General features: G+C 37.8%; 13 protein-coding genes and 2 tRNA genes. 10 read left to right on the top strand and 5 right to left on the bottom strand.

Translation table 11 applies throughout. The features are described from left to right. Positions 1-283 precede the first annotated feature (283 nt). The 3 genes from chvE (at position 284) to mmsB (ending at position 4,151) form a co-directional block, all read left to right on the top strand. Positions 284-1,351, top strand: a complete 1,068-nt coding sequence (gene chvE / locus V5M36_RS05160; RefSeq protein WP_338562719.1) for a multiple monosaccharide ABC transporter substrate-binding protein — start codon at positions 284-286, stop codon at positions 1,349-1,351. A gap of 96 nt (positions 1,352-1,447) precedes the next feature. Further along, positions 1,448-2,977, top strand: coding sequence for a multiple monosaccharide ABC transporter ATP-binding protein (gene mmsA, locus V5M36_RS05155; RefSeq protein ID WP_338562717.1), 1,530 nt, complete (start codon positions 1,448-1,450; stop codon positions 2,975-2,977). 1 nt (position 2,978) lies between these two features. Next, a complete protein-coding gene (gene mmsB / locus V5M36_RS05150; RefSeq protein ID WP_338562715.1) occupies positions 2,979-4,151 on the top strand; it encodes a multiple monosaccharide ABC transporter permease in 1,173 nt (390 codons plus the stop codon). 1,075 nt (positions 4,152-5,226) lie between these two features. Here mmsB and V5M36_RS05145 read toward each other — a convergent pair. From V5M36_RS05145 to V5M36_RS05130, 4 genes are all read right to left on the bottom strand, one after another. Continuing rightward, on the bottom strand, positions 5,227-6,447 hold the full coding sequence (locus V5M36_RS05145; RefSeq protein ID WP_338562713.1) for a Gfo/Idh/MocA family protein: 1,221 nt from the start codon (positions 6,445-6,447) through the stop codon (positions 5,227-5,229). A gap of 619 nt (positions 6,448-7,066) precedes the next feature. Further along, a tRNA-Ser gene (locus tag V5M36_RS05140) sits at positions 7,067-7,156 on the bottom strand. A 98-nt stretch (positions 7,157-7,254) separates the two neighbouring features. Further along, positions 7,255-9,288, bottom strand: a complete 2,034-nt coding sequence (locus tag V5M36_RS05135; RefSeq protein ID WP_338562711.1) for an NADPH-dependent 2,4-dienoyl-CoA reductase — start codon at positions 9,286-9,288, stop codon at positions 7,255-7,257. A 132-nt stretch (positions 9,289-9,420) separates the two neighbouring features. Further along, positions 9,421-9,759, bottom strand: a complete 339-nt coding sequence (locus tag V5M36_RS05130; protein ID WP_338562709.1) for a hypothetical protein — start codon at positions 9,757-9,759, stop codon at positions 9,421-9,423. A gap of 248 nt (positions 9,760-10,007) precedes the next feature. Between V5M36_RS05130 and argG the strand changes: the two genes are divergently transcribed. From argG to V5M36_RS05100, 6 genes are all read left to right on the top strand, one after another. Continuing rightward, positions 10,008-11,348 (top strand): argininosuccinate synthase, encoded by a 1,341-nt coding sequence (gene argG / locus V5M36_RS05125; RefSeq protein WP_338562707.1) that lies wholly within the window; start codon positions 10,008-10,010, stop codon positions 11,346-11,348. Between the two features lie 769 nt (positions 11,349-12,117). Further along, entirely contained in the window at positions 12,118-13,152 is a 1,035-nt protein-coding gene (gene pyrC, locus V5M36_RS05120) for a dihydroorotase (RefSeq protein WP_338562705.1), read from the top strand. Continuing rightward, positions 13,137-13,796: a ribonuclease T gene (gene rnt / locus V5M36_RS05115; RefSeq protein WP_338562703.1), complete on the top strand. Its 660-nt coding sequence runs from the start codon at positions 13,137-13,139 to the stop codon at positions 13,794-13,796. The genes pyrC and rnt overlap by 16 nt, the downstream gene beginning before the upstream one ends. A 20-nt stretch (positions 13,797-13,816) precedes the next feature. After that, a tRNA-Glu gene (locus V5M36_RS05110) sits at positions 13,817-13,892 on the top strand. 195 nt (positions 13,893-14,087) lie between these two features. Beyond that, the gene (locus tag V5M36_RS05105) at positions 14,088-16,670 is read left to right on the top strand and encodes a TonB-dependent receptor plug domain-containing protein (RefSeq protein ID WP_338562701.1); all 2,583 of its coding nucleotides are present in this window, start codon (positions 14,088-14,090) and stop codon (positions 16,668-16,670) included. A 177-nt stretch (positions 16,671-16,847) separates the two neighbouring features. Beyond that, positions 16,848-17,789 (top strand): hypothetical protein, encoded by a 942-nt coding sequence (locus V5M36_RS05100; protein ID WP_338562699.1) that lies wholly within the window; start codon positions 16,848-16,850, stop codon positions 17,787-17,789. A 269-nt stretch (positions 17,790-18,058) separates the two neighbouring features. Here V5M36_RS05100 and serC read toward each other — a convergent pair whose 3' ends face one another. After that, entirely contained in the window at positions 18,059-19,138 is a 1,080-nt protein-coding gene (serC, locus tag V5M36_RS05095) for a 3-phosphoserine/phosphohydroxythreonine transaminase (RefSeq protein ID WP_338562697.1), read from the bottom strand. A gap of 751 nt (positions 19,139-19,889) precedes the next feature. Between serC and V5M36_RS05090 the strand changes: the two genes are divergently transcribed. Next, positions 19,890-21,377, top strand: a complete 1,488-nt coding sequence (locus V5M36_RS05090) for a TolC family protein (protein WP_338562695.1) — start codon at positions 19,890-19,892, stop codon at positions 21,375-21,377. Positions 21,378-21,379 lie beyond the last annotated feature (2 nt).

Below are 21,379 nucleotides of genomic sequence, written 5' to 3'. Positions count from 1 at the left end.
GTCGTCATAAAATCAGGAGAATAAATTTAGAGATCTTTTGTTCCAAAGACTCTAAAAAGAGAAGAACGTTATACACCAATTATCCATTTGTAATGGTCAATTACTATTTATGCTAAAAATATATAGCAATTGTTTAGGATAATTTTTCTTTTTAATAAATGAGCATAATAAGCCCAAAAAAGTTGTTATAACGATCATTTTTTGAAGCAGTGATGTAATTTTTAAATGGAATTTAAATAAGTTTACTCACATTCATTTCGCTTAAAGCTAAAGGATACTCACAATGAAAATTTATAAAACTATAACCACCTCTGCCACTGTATTCGCTTTAGCTGCATTTGCAAATTGTGCTTATGCTGCTGGGGAGTTAATTGGTATTACCTTGCCAAATAAAACAGAAGCACGTTGGGTCATGGATGGTAACAACATCGTCAAAAACCTAAAAGCTAAAGGTTATAAGACAGATTTACAGTACTCAACTTATGATGTTGCAACTCAAATCGCTCAAATTGAAAATATGATTACTTCTGGTGCTAAAGTTCTGATTGTTAGTCCAGTCGATGCTGTAACTTTGTCAAATGTATTACAAAAGGCGAAGTTAAAAGGCATCAAAATTATTTCATACGATCGATTAATTATGAAAACTGCTAATGTCGATTACTATGCAACTTTTGATAACTACCAAATCGGTGTATTACAAGCCACGTCTATTATCAAGAAACTAGGATTAGATGCAGGTAAAGGCCCATTCAATATTGAATTGTTTGCGGGCTCACTCGATGATAATAACGCACATATGGTCTACGCTGGTGCAATGTCTGCGCTTAATCCGTATATCGCAAAAGGTAAGCTTGTTGTACGCAGTAAGCAAACGCCACTCACCAAAGTGGCAACTTTACGCTGGGACGGTGCATTAGCTCAAACGCGTATGGATAACTTACTCAGTGCTTTTTATAGTGGCAATAATCGTATAGATGGCGTTTTGTCTCCAAACGATAATATCGCAACAGGCCTTATATCCTCTCTAAAAGCGGCAGGATATGGCACAGCTAAAAAGCCAATGCCAATCATACCCGGCCAAGATGCTCAAATTTCAAATGTCAAAGCGATCGCTCGTGGAGACCAAACATCCACTGTTTTTAAAGACACCCGTTTATTAGCAACAGCTGTGGTGAATATGGTAGATGCGGTTATTAAAAATAAACCAGTTCCTGTGAACAACACCAAATCTTATAACAATGGCAATAAATTGGTCGCTACTTATTTAGTTAATCCAATTTTAGTTGACAAAAGTAACTTAGATGCTGTGCTCATTAAATCTGGTTATTACAAAGCAAATCAACTGAAATAAGTCATAGCTCATCATTTATTGAAGTGCTTATACAAAATACAAGACGATTATTATTGATTAATGCTGATTAGAATCCTGATCAGCAGAGGTTACTGTATGGAAACAATATTGGAAATGCATGGCATTAAAAAGTGTTTTGGACAAGTTCAGGCGCTCAGTAATGTCGACATGATTGTCAAAAAAGGAGAAATTCACGCCATTTGTGGTGAAAATGGTGCTGGAAAGTCTACATTAATGAAAGTTCTAAGCGGCGTATATCCTTACGGTACTTTCGATGGTCAAATCCTATATCAAGGTGAAGAACAAAAGTTCTCAAGTATTCATGAGAGTGAAAAAAAAGGAATTATTATTATTCACCAAGAACTCGCTTTAGTCCCAATGCTGTCCATTACTGAGAATATATTCCTCGGAAATGAACAATCTAAAGCTGGCATTATTGATTGGAATAGCTCTTATAAAAAAACCAAAGAAGTCCTTGCTAAAGTCGGTTTGACCGACTCTCCAGATTCTCTCATTAGCGATCTTGGGATTGGTAAGCAACAATTGGTTGAGATTGCAAAAGCATTATCAAAAGAAGTCAAATTGTTAATTTTAGATGAGCCTACAGCCAGTTTAAATGACAATGATAGTGATCGCTTATTAACCCTACTCTTAGAGTTAAAAGCAAGAGGCGTCACTTCAATTATTATCTCTCATAAGCTCAATGAAATATCACGAATTGCCGATAGTATTACCATCATACGTGACGGTGCTTCTGTAGATTATCTAAATTGTCGAGAAGATGAGGTCAGTGAAGACCGCATTATCAAGGCAATGGTCGGTCGAGATATGGAAGACCGCTACCCAAAACGCACCCCGAATATTGGTGAAGTTTTATTTGAAGTTAAAGACTGGTGTGTTAATCATTCTAATTTTGCATCACGCGAAGTTATTAAAGGTATCAATATTAAAGCACGTAAAGGTGAAATTGTTGGTATCGCCGGACTTATGGGCTCAGGTCGTACTGAACTAGCAATGAGTATTTTCGGAAAATCTTACGGTACAAATATTCGTGGCTCAGTTTCTATTCATGACAAAGTTGTAGATGTATCCACTGTACGTAAAGCGATCGACAATGGCATTGCTTATGTCACAGAAGACCGCAAAGGTTATGGGCTATTACTCGAAGAAAGTATTAAAAAGAATACTTCTTTAGCCAATCTGGCAGGGATCTCCAAACATTTGGTCGTGAATGAATATCAAGAGGCGAAAATTGCAAAAGAGTATCGAAATAAACTTCGCATCCGCTGTTCAGATGTAGAACAACATACGGAGAATTTATCTGGAGGTAATCAACAGAAAGTCGTAATTAGCAAATGGTTGTTTACCTCACCCGATGTTTTGATTCTAGATGAGCCAACACGTGGTGTTGATGTCGGTGCAAAATATGAAATTTACACCATTATTGATCAAGTTGCCCAAGAAGGTAAATGCATTGTCATGATTTCTTCTGAAATGCCAGAGCTATTAGGCATGTGTGATCGAATTTATGTCATGAATGAAGGAAAAATTGTCGGTGAGTTCCTAGCGAAAGATGCAAATCAGGAGGTCATTATGCGATCAATTATGAGAAATGGAGCGAACTAAATTGAATAATACAAATACTATAAATAATACAAATATATTAGCTCACGGGCTCAAAGAATATGGTCTTTTATGTGCCTTAATTATTATTGTCACATTTTTCCAGTTTTCTACAAATAATATCTTGCTAGACCCGCTCAACCTGACAAATTTGATCTTACAAAATAGTTATATTGTCATTATGGCATTAGGTATGCTCATGGTGATTATCAGTGGACACATTGATCTTTCCGTTGGTTCAGTTGTTGGCCTAACAGGAGCAATAGCTGCCACGCTCATGGTTACACATGAAATGCCTTTTATTCCAGCCATGTTTATCTGTTTATGTGTTGGAGCGGTTATTGGCGCTATTCAAGGTTATTGGATTGCCTATTGGAACGTACCCTCATTTATTGTGACTTTGGCAGGGATGCTCGTATTTAGGGGCTTAACAATGATCGCTCTTGAGGGGCAATCTGTTGGTCCGTTTGAAGATAGCTTTAATACCCTCAGTTCAGGTTTTATTCCTGATTTTTTTGGCGGAGAGCTACATCTTACTTCACTTTTAATTGGTGTTGTTGTCAGTATTACTTTTTTTGTCCTTGAATTAAATCAACGTAAACATGCAGCATTACATGAAATCAGTACGAGTTCGACACTCTTTTTTGTATTAAAAAATTTAGCACTGAGTGCTGTCATCATTATATTTTCTTATTTATTAGCTTCTTATAGTGGTATGCCAAACGTTTTAATTATTATGGGCCTACTCGTTGCGTTATATACTTTCATTATGAACAAAACGACTATTGGTCGCCGTATTTATGCTGTTGGTGGAAATGCAAAAGCAGCTAAACTTTCAGGTATTAATACTCAGCGAGTTGTCTTTTTAGCCTTCGTAAATATGGGTATTCTCGCTGCATTTGCAGGACTCATTTTTACAGCTCGTTTAAATAGTGCTACACCATCTGGTGGTTTCGGTTTTGAATTAGATGTCATCGCAGCCTGTTTCATTGGTGGCGCATCTGCAGCTGGTGGTGTGGGTAAAGTCTTTGCTGTGGTGATTGGTGCATTCATTATGGGGGTTATGAATAATGGTATGTCAATCATGGGAATTGGTGTAGATTATCAACAAGTGATTAAAGGCCTAGTATTACTGGGTGCAGTACTTATTGACATCTATACTAAAAATAAAGGGTAAAAATGGATGTCTGCATAAGGCTTCTCTATAAGAAACAATCAAATCACAAACACTAAAACTTAATCATCGAGTTTTAAAAAACCTGAACTACTCGAGTTAAAATACATTTTAACTTTGAATGGGTTCAGGTTTTTTTACACGAGAAGATTGCACTATTTGCACAATAACCAATGAACTACTTAAATAAATCATTTTTTAGCCAAATAAAATTTATCGTATAGTTCCCTCTCTTGAGCAAGTTTTAAAACACTGCTTAAAATGAAGCACAAGTAATGAGCATCCTCAGAATATATTCTGATTGCGCAAGGGCGAGGCTATATTAAGCATATCTCCCCTCACTCTAGCCTTCTTCCTGAGCCATTTATAGCGCAAGAGAAGCGAATGCATTGAGAGTTTAGATGACGACTTAACGATCAATTTTTGATTTTTGAAAGAACTCTATTATGCCTATTCATTTAAGATTTTTTGTGCAAACCTCAGCTTGAATGTTTATTTAGTCAAATCATTTCTAAATGAATCAACCTAGGTCTAAAATCAATCATTCAACTGATTGGTCTTCTTGTATGAGCAGTATACTACGCAAGATTAATCAATCACGGCATGATATAAATTTGATGTGATTCTCGTTGCTAAGCTCAACCAAAAGTAAACAAGGTCCAGATCAAACTGATTACGATGCACCTATTGAATACTGTTGGCATGATTTGAGAAATGTCTTTTCGCTAGCCCATATGCATATTTAGCAAAGTGGCTATTTTTTCTTGTGTGCGTTTGATTTAGCGATAATTCGCTATAAATAGTAGATGAATCACGAGCTATCATTTTTTGCAATATGTCGTGTAGATCATCCATCACCTCATAAAAGATAAATCTGATATCTTTGTTTTTTAAGTGAGATGAGAATAGTTCATTGTGCAACTTTGACTTTGGTCAGTCTGAAAGCTAAATGCGATTTCATCTTGCCGTTTACCGAAATTAATCTCTTTAACTTCCTAAGAACCTAAAAAAACCATAAAGCCGATATAACATAGGGCTTTATGGTCTAACATTTCACAAGAAATTAGCTCTCTTCAACTCAGCCTTTTGTGTGTGATGCAAGTACTTCTGCAGGACTTACCCAGACGTTTCCATTATTGTGAGATTTCAAAATTGACTCAACAAATAATACGCCACTCACACCGTCATGAATGTCTGAATACATAGGTGCAACTTCAGGTTTTTCGCCTGTACGATAACTTTCAATCGCCACAGCAAACTCAGCATATAATTGCGCAAAACCTTCGATATAGCCTTCAGGATGCCCTTTGGGCAACCATGTCGCTAAATAACTCGATTGTGACAAGCCGAAATCACCACGCGATATAATTTGTGTCGGCTTGTCGACAGAGGTATAGCGTAATTTATTCATTTCATTATGATTCCACTCGATACTTCCTTTAGAGCCATAAATACGCACTCTAACCTCACAATCATTACCTTGAGCAACTTGGCTCACTAAAATCGTACCACGTGCACCATTTTCAAAACGTGTCAGTACCTGTACGTTATCATCTAAACGACGATTTGGTACAATCGCTTCCACTTGAGCTAACACAGAATTAATTTTTTGACCTGTAATAAATTGCGCCAGATGCCACGCATGTGTACCAATATCGGCACTACCACCACCGGGTCCAGATTTTGATGGATCTGTACGCCAGTTGCCTTGTCCGCCATCTTGTTGCTCGATTGGATTGGTAAGCCAATCCATCATAAATTCCACATGCACAAGGCGAATATCACCCAATAAACCTTCTGCAACCATAGATTTAGCTTGACGGACCATCGCATAAGCAGAGAATACATGCGGTACCATAAAGCATAGACCTGAATCTTTAGCAATTTTTTCAAGTGCTAATGCATCATCAAGACTTGTTGTCATTGGCTTATCACAAATGACATGAATGCCTGCCTCTAAGAATGTTTTTGCGATATCAAAATGTGTGAAATTGGGGGTTGTGATTGCCACAGCCTCAATACCATCTTCACGTTGCGATTCAATTCGCGCCATTTCTTTATAATCGGTATAACAACGCTCAGGATCAATAAACCATTCCGCACCTGCAGACTTTGCCACCTCAGCACGCGAAGACAATGCACCAGCAACTATACGATAACGATTATCCATACGCGCAGCCATCGCATGAACTGGTCCGATGAAACCGCCACTTGCACCACCCACAATCCCTAAGCGAATTGGGCGAGAATTTTTTTGCAAATCCAATTTATTTAAACGGCTTTTATTTTCAGCTTCCATAATGAATTTTTATCCTGATTGTTCAACTAAGCAATAATGTTGTGTTGAGAAAGTCACTTATATATTTAGGAATTAACATTAGCATTAAAGTTTTCGAAGAAAATAAACTAATACGAAATTGAGTTTTTCAGTTTTTATAATTCTAAAAAAATGACTAATGGAGTTTATTTAGCATTTTAATTCATGTTGCGTTAAAAGTTGTTTAATCTACTTACTTAGCAAATTGACGTTTACACTCTAAAAAGGCAACGGCGATAGAAACGAAGAAATTGATTAAAAAGAATGGAATTTCTTCCATCAAACCATAGCCTAAATTTATACCGTAATACATATTCCAGCTGACTAAACAAACCAAAGTGGCATAAAAACCTACATGGCTAAGCGGAAAACAGCTCGTTTTTTGATGATTTTAATGAATATCAAAATGAGGGCGAAAATAATCAAACCTACTACCATCGTCATTAGTGTTCTCATATTGTTGTCCTTATTATTTTAATCATTTGTATTGACGATCTTTGATCAAATCTTACAAATTATGGTTTTGTAGCCTCTAATGAAGAGTAAAGCATAATTTCACGATATAAAAAAACCCCAATCTTTCGATTGGGGTTTTTGAATTTGGCGGAAGCGGTGAGATTCGAACTCACGGAGGGGGTAAACCCTCGTCGGTTTTCAAGACCGGTGCATTAAACCGCTCTGCCACGCTTCCATGTGCGCCATAATACGAAGCTTTTCGAACGATGACAAGCAATAAATACATCTAAACCATTCAACTGAATAATGTTTCAGCAAATACAGTTCAATTCTTTACAATTTGGCTGCTATTTCAGCGCCATCTCGTATTGCACGCTTCGCATCAAGCTCTGCAGCGAGCTTTGCACCACCGATAATGTGATATTTAGCCAGCGTATGTTCTGACTCTGCAGGCATTATTTCCTTGATAGATTCCTGACCCGCACATACGACGATCGTGTCCACTCGAAGTAATTGTGATTGTCCCTCAGTCTCAATCCATAACCCTTCATCACCTACCGATTTATATTGCACCCCACGCAACATACGCACAGCATGTTTTTTTAATTGCGCACGATGTACCCAACCTGAAGTCTTGCCTAAACCAGCGCCAAGCGGAGTTGTTTTACGTTGTAGTAAATAAATCTCACGCACAGGATGATCAACTTCAGCAGGTACAGAGCCACCCTCAGTCATGTAGTTGGTATTTGGGTCTATCCCCCACTCTCGCTTCCAATCTGCCAGAGGTTGTGGCTGAGGTTGATGCTCAGGTTTTAATAAAAACTCGGCAATATCAAAACCAATTCCTCCAGCACCAATCACTGCAACTTTACGTCCAACGTCAGCACCTCTTAAAACCTCTGCATAAGACAACACATTCGGAGCATCACTGCCTTCAATTTTTAGCGCACGCGGCACTACACCTGTTGCCACGATGACGTCATCAAATCCTTCACGCTCAAGTTGTTCGCGATTTACTTTGGTATTTAAGCGTAATTCAACACCTGTTTTTTCAATTTGAACTTTAAAATAACGAATCGTTTCATGAAACTCTTCTTTTCCAGGAACGACTTTAGCTAAATTAAATTGCCCCCCTACTTCCGAAGCTGCTTCAAACAAAGTGACATGATGTCCACGACTTGCAGCAACAGTTGCTGCCGACATGCCTGCCACACCACCACCAACAACCGCAATCTTTTTCGGCTTTTTGGTTTTAACATAAACCAACTCAGTTTCATGAGCCGCTTGCGGATTAACTAAACAGGTTGCACGTTTATTTTGAAAACTATGGTCTAAACAGGCTTGGTTACATGCAATACATGTATTAATTTCATCGACACGATTGGTCGCAGTTTTATTGACCCAATACGCATCTGCCAAAAATGGACGAGCCATTTGCACCATATCTGCTTTTCCTGCGGCCAAAATGGCTTCAGCAGTATCTGGCATATTGATACGGTTCGATGCAATCACGGGCATAGAGACATGCTTTTTCACTTCCGCGGTATAATCAACAAATGCTGCACGAGGCACAGAAGTTACAATCGTTGGAATACGCGCTTCATGCCATCCAATCCCTGTATTCAACAAGGTCACTCCTGCCTTTTCCAAAGCTTGGGCAACAGTGATGACTTCATCCATCGTATTGCCGTCATGTACAAGATCAAGCATCGACAGACGGAAGCAGATAATAAATTTCTCACCCACTTTTGCACGAATCGCTTTCACAATTTCTACAGAAAACTTCATTCTGTTTTCAATATCTCCACCCCAACGATCTGTACGCTGGTTGACGTGACGACTTAAAAACTGATTCAGCAAGTAACCTTCTGAACCCATGATTTCCACACCGTCATAACCCGCTTTTTTCGCTAAGCTGGCGGTTTGAGCATAGTCTTCGATAGTACTAAGTATTTGTTTGTCCGACATTTCACGTGGTTTAAATGGTGAAATAGGAGACTTAATAGGACTAGCTGACAATACAAAAGGTTGATAACCATAACGACCTGCATGCAAAATTTGCATCAGGATTTTAGCACCGTGCTTATGTACCGCATGCGTGACCAATCTGTGTGGTGCAATGTCACCTAAAGTATTCATGGTTCCGCCCGCAGGGAGTAACCATCCCGAACGGTTTGGAGAAATCCCGCCTGTAATAATAAGTCCTACTCCGCCTTTAGCACGTTCACCAAAGTAAGCAGCTAATTTTGGATAATTATAAAAACGGTCTTCTAAACCTGTGTGCATCGAACCCATCACAACACGATTTTTTATTGTAGTGAAACCTAAATGGAGGGGTTTTAATATATTTGCATAGCTAGTTGTCATTCTGAGTTCCTTTATTTATTGGCTTTGCAACTTGTTGCATAAAATTTTAGCGTGTTTTTTAAAATATGGGATGACTGATAATTTTTTTTTCTTGATCCTAAAGTCAATTCCATGACTAGGTCATTTCATAGATTAGTTTGTTACATCATCAATGATATTTTCACTCGTCTGCCATTTAAAGATATAGATCAACATGATGATGGCCAGAATTGATCCAATTGGAAATGCTGACAGAACAAAAAGTGTCAAGAATAAAGAAAATATCCGATCTTTGACACGACCATTTTTGACCATTTTTGCTGCAGTAATATGTAAAGCGATCAGTAATAATTTACCCACTACATTGGCGATCAAATAACGTGCATCATCTTCGGATAAATCCAGCGTATAATTAAGGATATAAATCACATCAAAAACAACAATGACGGCAACGATATAATGCAACCATGATAAGACTTTGTTTTTCTGCATTTACTCTCTTCCCCTATTACTTCAATGTGATTTTATAAAATTTCAATCACGACAAATTTAAAAAATAGTTTGAATCAAAGATTAACATTTTATGATCCGATTAACTTTTTCATATTTATCTAATAATATTTGAACTTGAGTATTTTTTAAGAAAAAAATCACAATGAAAAGTGTTACAATAGCAGCATTATTAAATTCTCCTTGGCCAGCAATTTTGTGGTGCCTATTTAAAATAGTTAGGACTAGTAATGACTGATAATGCAACGATCTTGCAGAATGTACCTGTAGGAAAAAAAGTCGGTATCGCTTTCTCTGGTGGTCTAGACACTTCAGCAGCTCTTTTGTGGATGAAACAAAAAGGCGCAGAACCTTATGCTTATACAGCTAATCTAGGTCAACCTGATGAAGATGACTACAACGCAATTCCAAAAAAAGCAGAAGAATATGGTGCTGTTAAAGCTCGCTTAGTGGATTGCCGTCTTCAGTTAGCGCTAGAAGGTATTGCTGCGATCCAATGTGGTGCATTCCACATTTCAACTGGTGGCGTTCCTTATTTCAATACAACGCCACTTGGTCGTGCTGTTACAGGTACGATGCTTGTGACTGCCATGAAAGAAGATGACGTTAACATTTGGGGTGACGGTTCGACTTATAAAGGTAACGACATTGAACGTTTTTACCGTTATGGCTTGTTGACCAATCCTGCGCTTAAAATTTACAAACCGTGGTTAGACCAAACTTTCATTGATGAATTAGGCGGCCGTGCAGAAATGTCACAGTTCCTTATTGACAATGGTTTTGACTATAAAATGTCAAAAGAAAAAGCATATTCAACAGATTCAAACATGTTGGGCGCGACACACGAAGCAAAAGATCTTGAATACTTAAATGCAGGTATCAAAATCGTTGACCCAATTATGGGCGTTGCGTTCTGGAAAGATGATGTTGAAGTTCAAGCTGAAGAAGTATCGGTTACTTTCGAAGAAGGTTTCCCTGTTGCATTGAATGGCAAACGCATTGAAGATCCAGTTGAGTTCATTCTTGAAGCAAACCGCATCGGTGGTCGTCATGGTCTAGGTATGTCAGACCAGATTGAAAACCGAATCATTGAAGCGAAATCTCGCGGTATTTATGAAGCACCAGGTATGGCTCTTCTTCATATTGCTTATGAGCGCCTTGTAACAGGTATTCATAACGAAGATACGATTGAACAATACCGTATCAATGGTTTACGTTTAGGTCGTCTGCTTTACCAAGGCCGTTGGTTCGATTCTCAAGCGCTAATGCTTCGTGAAACAGCACAACGTTGGGTTGCAAAAGCAGTAACAGGTACTGTGACTTTAGAACTTCGTCGTGGTAATGATTACACCATCATCGATACAGAATCTGAAAACCTCACTTATGAAGCTGAGCGTTTAACGATGGAAAAAGGTGATTCGATGTTCTCTCCAATGGATCGTATTGGTCAGTTGACTATGCGTAACTTGGATATTACGGATACCCGTGCAAAACTCAGCATTTATACCAACACTGGTTTATTGGCTGTAGGTACAGGTTCTGCAGTTCCGCAATTAAAAGACAAAAACTAAGATTGCTAAAATCAAAAACCGCTCTTATGAGCGGTTTTTTTTTATATCGATTCAGCATTTAAGTTTTCCTAACGATTCGTATTATTTTCAATATTTAAAATATATGTACGATCTATAGATTAATTGATCGCTATTCATAAAGATCTCAACAGAATGCAGTTTACGCAAATTCAGTAGATTTCATAATTTATTTTTTAAACATCAAGTTCAGATTCAGTATCAGCCCATCCTAACCCTCATTCAAAGTAAGATAGAAAGAATTTTTATAGATCAATTTATCGCCACGCAATAATGTTAAACAATAGACTTCATTCAAAAAGTCATTATTCATACAACAGACTCATCATGCGTATTCTCTCATCCTAATCTTTTCCCAAAGGGAGAAGGGATTTTTAACTATTAATTTATGGCCACTCACTAATCATTTTTTCGACTTATGAAAGAGAACTAATGATTTTTTAATTGAGAGAACCTCACTAACGAATATTTCCAATGATCTATAAACACTCCCCACTGTCTCATTCAGATGAATAGATAAAAGTGAAAGACCTCTAGTCACTATGGACTCAAAAAAGTATTAATCTGATTCACGTCATTCATTATTTATATTTAAAGATACGCTAAGCTGTATTAAAAATGAGCAGCTTGTATTTCTATTCAAATTATAATTATTTTTTAAAGCAGTAAAGCAGTCGTAATTCAATTTTGACATTACCAATTTTGCCGTATTTCGATTATCATCTACTTTATTTTTCATGTATAAATTGCCTTGAATACGATTACTCTGCTTCAACCTGATGACTGGCATGCTCACTTACGTGATGGACTTGCATTAAAACGTACTGTTCCCGATTTAGCTCAGCAATTTGCGCGTGCGATCTGCATGCCAAATACAGTTCCGCCTGTGAAAACGGTGGAAGAAGCGAATGCATACCGCAATCGTATCTTAGCTCATGTACCTGAAGGACTTCACTTTGATCCACGTATGGTGCTGTATTTCACGGATCACACAGAACCGAGTGAAGTTGAAAAAATTAAAAACTCTGAATTTGTAAATGGTATTAAATTATATCCTGCGGGAGCGACCACCAATTCAGACAATGGCGTAAGTGATATTCGTAAAGTCTACGCAGTCATTGAGCAACTTGAAGAACATCAAGTTCCATTATTACTTCATGGTGAAGTGACTCATAACCATGTCGATATCTTTGACCGTGAAAAACGCTTCCTTGATGAAGTCCTCTCTCCATTGTTAAAGCAATTTCCAAAGTTAAAATTGGTTCTTGAGCACATCACAACCAGTGAAGCTGCACACTTTGTACTTGAACAAGACCGCAATGTAGCAGCAACCATTACACCGCAACATTTGTTATTTAATCGAAATGATATGTTGGTGGGTGGTATTAAACCGCATTTTTATTGTCTTCCAATTTTGAAACGTCAAACTCATCAGCAAACATTGCTTGAAGTTGCTACTAGCGGAAGTCCTAAGTTTTTCTTAGGTACAGACAGCGCACCGCACTCAAAAGATGCAAAAGAAAATGCATGTGGTTGTGCGGGCTGCTATAGTGCGCCTACGGCAATTGAACTCTATGCACAAGCATTTGATCAAGTTGGTAAGATCGAGCGTTTAGAAGGCTTCGCAAGTCATTTTGGTGCAGATTTTTATGGTCTTCCTCGTAATACCAATACCATCACATTGGTTAAAGAAGATCAAATTATTCCTGAAAGTCTAGATTATTTAGATGGGGAAAAAATTGTTCCTTTATATGCGGGCAAAACCATTCATTGGAGAAAGGTGTGACAACTGAAACACAACCAGTCATCGCTCAACGTTTCCGCGGATTTTTACCCGTTGTTGTTGATGTTGAAACTGCTGGTTTTAATGCAGATACGGATGCATTACTCGAAATCGCATGTATTCCCATTATTTATAATGACGCAGGTCAATTTGTTCCTGGTGAAGCCCACCATGCACATATAAACCCCTTTGAAGGTGCAAACTTAGACCGTCGTTCATTGGATTTCATTGGCATTGATCCTTTCAATCCAATGCGTGTAGCGATGGCTGAAGATGAAAAAACTGCGCTTAAACGTATGTTTAAAGCGGTCAATGATGTCCGTAAGCAACAGCAATGTACCCATGCGGTATTGGTTGGGCATAATGCACATTTTGATTTGGGTTTCGTCAAAGCTGCAATTGCACGAACTGGCACTAAAAATCAAAATCCGTTTCATAGCTTTTCTGTTTTTGATACCGTGACATTAAGTGCTGTCATGTTTGGTCAAACTGTACTTGCAAAATCATGTATTCAAGCAGGTATCGAGTTTGATGGTAAAGAAGCACACTCTGCACTTTATGATACGCAAAAGACAGCTGAATTGTTCTGCTATATTTTGAACAAACTCGCGCCACATCTCCTTGACACTCTGGTGGCGGATCAATAAGATACCGCCATCTTCTAAACGTCCCTATCGTCTAGAGGCCTAGGACATCGCCCTTTCACGGCGGTAACCGGGGTTCGAATCCCCGTAGGGACGCCATATTCGAGATATTCACTATCTCAACTAAAAGCCCAAGTACGAACTTGGGCTTTTTTTTATTCTCTTCAATTCATCTGTTTTATTAATGAACATTCAAGAGGAGTATTGATGCAAATAATTCTCATTTGTATTGAATGCTCACTATATTTAAATGATAATCGCTAACGTTATCTTTCCACTGATCTCCCCCACGTCATGCGTTTTGCTTATTCTAATCTTTCGATTGCAATTTTTAGTGTATTTAGCCCCATTGTTTTAGCTGCAACCCCTGCAAATAATACTTCAGTTTCACTTTCAACGATTATTAGTGAGGCAAAGCAAGACAGCGCTGTAGGAACAACGGTCTATAGCGCAGAACAACTCAAAAACATGCCGAATGGGAAAAAAACCATTGCCGATTTTTTAAAAAATAATAGCAATGTTCAATTTGAACGTGATGCCCTAGGTAGTGGTAACCAAGCTTCTTTAGCACCTGAAAAAATAAGCATTAATGGCGCTCAATTTTACGATAATAAATTTGTTGTCAATGGTGTCAACACATCAAATACTTTTGACCCTGTAGGTGACAGTGCAGATACTACATTTACAGGTGTTCCCAGCCAATCTCAAACTGCCAATATCAATACAGATTTATTGTGTGAACTTGAAGTTATTGACAGTAATGCAAGCGCAGAGCATGGTGAGTTTTTAGGTGGGGTTATTTCTGCAAAAACCTGTACGCCAAAAACAGAAATCGGAAAAATTCACGGTAGTGTCAGTGCTGACTACACTTCAAGTGCATGGAGTCGTTTTAACTTTATCGACACCGAAGAGGAGTTCGAGTCTAATAAATTAGACAACATATCATCGCAACAATACCATCGTGAATACGACATTTACGGTCTAAGTGCCACTGCCTATGGCAGACTCAATGAAAAATGGGGTGTGAGTTTAAATACCAGTTTACGCAACTCAAAAATTCCTGTGTTGAGTGGCTATTCAGATGAAAAAGTTGATACCGAAGAAAATAATAACAGTATAGGGATTACGACTTATTTCACCCCGCATAACAAAGCAAAATATCAATTTGGTTTTGATCACTTTGACTATAATCGCGATGGTTATTTATCAAAAATTATTCGCTCAGACTATAGCATTGACACGATAACAGACACATTCTTCATCCAATCCGAGCATTTATTTGATCAATTTAAATTAGAAAATAATTTGAACTATCGAACGACAGATTCTGAACGACTTTTAGATCAAGATTATAGTGCGGCATGGGCATATTCCTTAGGAGATAAAGACTGGCTTCCAGGATCATCTACCGGAGATACATTAACAGAAGGCGGTTCCGGTGGTGACTTACTGAACCAGCAGTCAACCTTAAGCTACGACATTAAGGCAACCTTCAATCCATTTAAATTTGCACAAAGCAGTCATCAATTTAAAATTGGTGCTGGTTATAAACATAATGAAGGCACATGGGACCGTCCAAGTGATAGTGTGACTTACACAGGCACAGGATATATCCGCGTGATCGATTCTAAGACGGGAAAATATGTAAATACGACTACACCTCAACGTGGTAACTTAGGTGACGCTCTATGTGCAGCTGGAGATTATTTATGCTCCAATACCGCATTAGCATATAAACCTGCAAGCAAAGATCCCGAGTGGCAACAATGGAATGGGCAATATTTTAAGAAAGGAATACTGTATAGCACAGCTAAACTCAGCGCCCGTCAGGATCAATGGTTTAGTTTTATTGAAGATCAAATCACCTTTAAGAACTTAAAAGCACGATTTGGCGTTCGCGCGGATTACGACTCTTTGGCATCCAATCTAAATATCGCACCGCGTAGCTCAATTGAATACACCCCTTTCGGTAATCAAGCTTTAAAATTGACTGGGGGATATAATCGTTATTATGGTTCAACCTATTTAGTGACTGAATTACAAGAAAAACAAAATACTTTTAAGTTTAACCTGTCACGAGATGATGAGTACGATAGTCACTGGAATGCGTCAAATAACTTCGGATGGCAGATTGAATCTGAGGCAGGGACTTTAGGTACAAAAGCCACTGACCTTGATACACCTTATAGTGATGAAATCATGTTTGGCTTAAATGGTGATGTTGCAAATTTGCAATGGGGCTTAAAGTGGGTCAACCGCGATTTTAAAAATACCATTCGCCAAAATGCACAACTCAAGTCTTTTGAAAATATTGACTCTGGCAAAGCAGACACTTACACCATCACACTCGCAAATACCTTACCTTATTCACTGTTGGGAACACTGCACACATTTAATTTAGGCCTCAGTTATATTGAAGATAATACTTATATTTCAACTTATCGTGATACAAACAGCTTAAACATGGACAAATGGGCCTATGCTGATGGAAACCTATATCAGGTCGGTTCATTACCTACAAAGGACTCCCCATTCACTGCACGCTTTAACTGGTTAATACAATCACCAGATGCAACATGGGCTTGGAATAACTTTTTTAATTATCGTTCAGGTTCAACGAATTATACAAAAACTAAAAACTTGATCTCAATTGATGGTATAGAAGCCACTATTTACGAGCTAGAGGATTTTCCGAGCAAATTCACTTGGGACACTCGCGCTACCTATAATTTGAAATCAACAGCCAATCAAGCTTTAACATTCGGATTAACTGTGAGTAATGTTCTGAATAAGAAAAATCAAGTCGTCACTACTGATAATAAAGTATTTTCAGAAGAAGGACGTCGATTTATCGCAGATATTACATTTAAGTTTTAAACGGCTTAGATTATCGTTTAAAGAGCACTTTAGGTGCTCTTTTTCATTTCCTAAACCTATCAAACAATAGTATGCATAAATCTATGCTTTCAAAAAAGAAATAACATATACAGACTTGAAATCTACTCATTACCCACGATATTAATATCATAAGTCACTCAAATTTAAAATGAGCATATGAACAATCAAAACAGACCAGAAATTATTCGCATAGAAGATCAGAACTTTGGCAGCCATGTAGAACACTGGAACCTCCTGACAGAAGATCCAAGCAATGATGTCCCAAAATGGTTAGGTTTGGCGCTCGATGCTCCTATTATGCCCATGGGTATCTGTGAACAAGAAAATGATATGGACGTCAGCACATGGCTTATCAAAGGTCCAAGTGATTCCGCTATTCAGATTTCACAAGTCATCGCTGTTGAAGACAATAAACCTAAGGCGGTAAAAACAGCATTCCCTGTTTTCGAAAGCCCCTATACACTCAATGCAAGCATTGACAGAATCATTACCTGTAACTCAAACACTCAAGCCGTACTTCAGCTTAAAGTTGGACAAAACAGCGTAGTGTATGCTTTTGATAGTCTGTATTCAGTCAACCATGCGCAATATCAAAAAGATCAAAGTTATAAAGTACAACTAAATGCATGGGCATATGCACTCGAAAAAGTATCAGACCAAGAGCAAATTATTGTAGATGATCCAGCTTCGATCAAACATCATCGAGCATTAAATGAAATATTGAGTGAAAATAACGGTGTCCCTCCTGAAAACCTGCAACAACAGATTGATGCGTGGGAACCTAAAAATGAATTTGACAAAGAACCTGTAACCGTTGATTTTTCTAAGATGGTGGCCTATTTATATGGCGAAACCATGGGCCAAGAAGACGAAGCTTGGTTTCAAGGCAAAGTTGTCGGTAAGACCGATATGCAGTTTATGGATCAGTCATATACCATCTACGATGTCACTTTGATTCTGGATGAAAATCAGCCCGCAGTACTGATTCGTATCGCTACACAGGACAATTTGCACAAAGATTTTGAAATTGGTCAATATATACGTGGAAATATCTGGATTCAGGCCAATATTTATGCTAAAAATACGGTAAATAAGTAGGATTTCACTAAAAGTAAAATTTAGGCTCCTGAATGAAAATTATACCAGAACAATCTACAAGCTTAATTAACCACACTCGTCCTAGAATTCGAATAGATACGGGGGCTTACTGCTTCTTTGTTTTAGGTATGTTTTTGTCTGCCATGATTTTACATTTGCTTGGCGTTTTTCCTACATTCTGACCATTTTTTATTTCATTCAGATTTCAAATTTTACTAAAAGATTTAAAAAGCCCTCAATTTGAGGGCTTTTTTATACGAAGTTATTTATTAAGCATTACGTTTTGCAAAGTCATCCATGAAGTTGACCAAAGCTTGAACCCCTTCTAAAGGCACAGCATTGTAAATACTCGCACGCATACCACCAACAGAACGGTGACCAGCAAGATTTAATAAACGATGCTGTTCTGCTTCTTGTAAGAATTGCTTTTCTAACTCAGGTTTCGCCAAAGTAAATGGCACATTCATAATTGAACGATTTTCTAGAGCAATAGGATTGGCATAAAAATCACTTGAATCAATATAGCCATAAAGTAATTCAGCTTTAGCAGTATTCACCTTGTGAATCGCTTCAACACCGCCTTGTGCCAATAACCATTCAAAAACTAAACCAGACAAGTACCATGCATAAGTCGATGGTGTATTTACCATTGAATCATTTTTAGCTTGGTCAGCATATTTTAAGATGCTTGGAATTTCTGGTTTCGATTGATCCAGTAAATCATCACGAATGATGACCAAGGTCAGACCTGCAGGGCCAATATTTTTCTGAGCACCCGCGTAGATTAGACCAAATTGAGTGACATCAATCGGAGCCGATAAAATGCTTGAAGACAAATCGACCACTAAAGGCTTATCTGTTTTAGGAACATTGGCAAATTGTAGACCGCCAATGGTTTCATTATCCGCATAATGCACGTAGGCAGCATCTTCAGACAACGTCCAAGTGCTTTGATCTGTAATGGCATTCTTACCATCTATGCTTGTACCAGCTTGGACTACATTAATGTCGCCATAGCGTTGTGCTTCTTTTAATGCTTTCTCAGACCAAATACCGGTATGGATATAATCAGCTTTATTATTTTTACCTAAAAGGTTTAAAGGGATCGCAGAGAATTGTAGAGATGCGCCACCTTGAAGGAACAATACTTTATAGTTCTCAGGAATATTCATGAGTTTACGTAGGTCAGCTTCTGCTTTTTCAGCAACAGCAACATAGTCTTTGCTACGGTGGCTCATTTCCATAATGGAAAGTCCCTTGCCTTGCCAATCCAGCATTTCAGCTTGAGCTTTTTCGAGTACGGCAGTGGGTAATGCAGCAGGACCAGCACAGAAATTGTACGCGCGCATGATTTTTCCTTTCAGAGTGAAACACAATAAAATGATGGCATTTAATCATATCTAATACTGTCTTGCACAAAATTATTCCAATATAAGACCTAAGATACAGTTAAAAAATCAATATAGATTGAGTAGATAGATTAAACCTGAACATTTAATGAAATTGGTTTTAAAATGTTATTCATAATTATGTGGATAAATTAGATAGAAATACCGAGTTATATCTATCAAAAATATAGTAACGACATCAAAAAAAATCTTTCGTACTTCAAAATAATCTTTGAGCAGCAATAAATGGATATACAAAAATTCTTTCTCTCGCTGGAAAAAGGCTATGATGAGGGAATACTGATGATAAGTTTATTAAAGAATCTAATTATTAAAAGGGCTTACGAAAGAGACTTATGAAAGAGATCTAATATATTCACGCTTTTTACCAAGAATAAACTGCAAAGCGCCGATCATTCACCCTACTCAAACAAGATAATGAGTCTTATCCAAAAAATAAACGGTAAATCAAATTTTAAAGTTATTTCGAATTTCCTCGAACAACTATATCAAGTTCATTTACATCAAGCATTGTTTAGCATCTATTGATTTAAATAACTAAAATTCCGAATTATTTTAGGATAGATAAAGGCCAAAAAAGCTTCCTATTTATGGCGAGCTAAACTATAAATTTAGTTTTTATACGCTCTCTTCATGAGTTCATTTATAATAGATAAAATCACTTCATCTCTTTCATTTAACTGATTGATTTATGACTCAAAATAAAAATAGCAAAAAATATAATTTTCAATTGACTCTACTCAGCATTACGCTGCTCAGTAGTATATTTGCACAAGCTCAAAGTTTGAGTTTTCAAGATGCCGAACGGCAATTGCTGCAATCTTCATATAGCTCTCAGGCCTATAACAACTTAGAACAAGCGGCAAAACTTGAAGCTGAAGCCTCCAAAGGATTAGGCTTACCACGTATCGATTTAAACGTACGCGCTTATGCTTTTCATAGCGAAGTAGATATTCCACTTCAACAGCTTAAAAACAACTTAGAGAGTTCACTTTCACAAGGTATTAACGGTCAAATCAGCCAATGGGAAAGTTCATCGGGTTTATCCTCTGGTGTCACTGATCCTTTGCGTAGTGGCATCAACAACACCATTCATAGTGGGATTGGTCTCATTCCAGATACCGAGAATGTCGTTCTAGAAGATCAGGTTATTCGCCCGACAATATCTATCATGATGCCTCTATATACAGGTGGTTTGACCTCAAGTGCTAAGGACGTTGTTAAGATTCAATCTAGTCGTAGTCAATTAAATAATCAGGAACAACAAGACCTACAACGTTTTGAACTGATCCAAGCCTATTTCAATGTACAACTACAAAAACAATTACATACAGCAGCACAATCTAATTTAAAGACGATGCAGCAGCATTACCGCAATGCCCTAAAAATGGAGCAGCAAGGTTTCTTAAGCAAAGGTCAGCGTATGCAATTTGAAGTTGCAAGAAATAACGCAGAACGCACAGCGCAAAATAACCAAGCCAACTTATCTGCTGCTTTATTTCAACTGTCTAATCTATTACAACAAAGCAGTGTCACTGAATTAAGTACGCCTCTATTTGTGAACCGCTCCGAACCTCAAGATCTGAACAACTTACTCAAAACATTTAGCCAAAACTCTGCATTGATTCAGAAAATGCAAATGGACACTCAATTGGCAAATGCCAATATCAAAGTGCAGCAAGCCTCGAAAAAACCCAATGTTTTCGCATTTGGTGAATATAGTTTGGATCAAAATGAAAACTGGATTGTTGGTGTTGCCGCGCGTTACAACCTATTTTCAGGAGTTGATAAAAATAAAAATATTCAAGCTGCCGAATTGAAACGTGATGCCACTGAGTTACTCACTGCACGTACTCAGCAAGAACTCGAAAGTTTAATTTATAAATCTTATAGTGAAGCCATAAGCGCACAGCGAAGTGATGTACTTTTACAACAGAATATAAAAGCTGCTCAGGAAAATTTACGCATTCAAGAGCTCTCTTTCAAAGAAGATGTTGGCACGGCGTATCAAGTGATTGATGCACAAAATATTTTAAATGGCTTAAAAGCTGAAACAGCAGTGAATGCTTATAAATATGTCATTTCTCTAGCGACTTTGCTGCAAAGCCATGGATCGATTGCGACATTTCCGAACTATATACAGCATGCCAACACTCACTATATTCGTGCCTTGGAGTAAGC

This window comes from Acinetobacter sp. KS-LM10, assembly GCF_036896575.1.
GTDB classification, from domain to species: domain Bacteria; phylum Pseudomonadota; class Gammaproteobacteria; order Pseudomonadales; family Moraxellaceae; genus Acinetobacter; species Acinetobacter avistercoris.
Note: the sequence above shows the minus strand (reverse complement) of the source record. Positions and strands in the feature narration are given on the sequence as shown.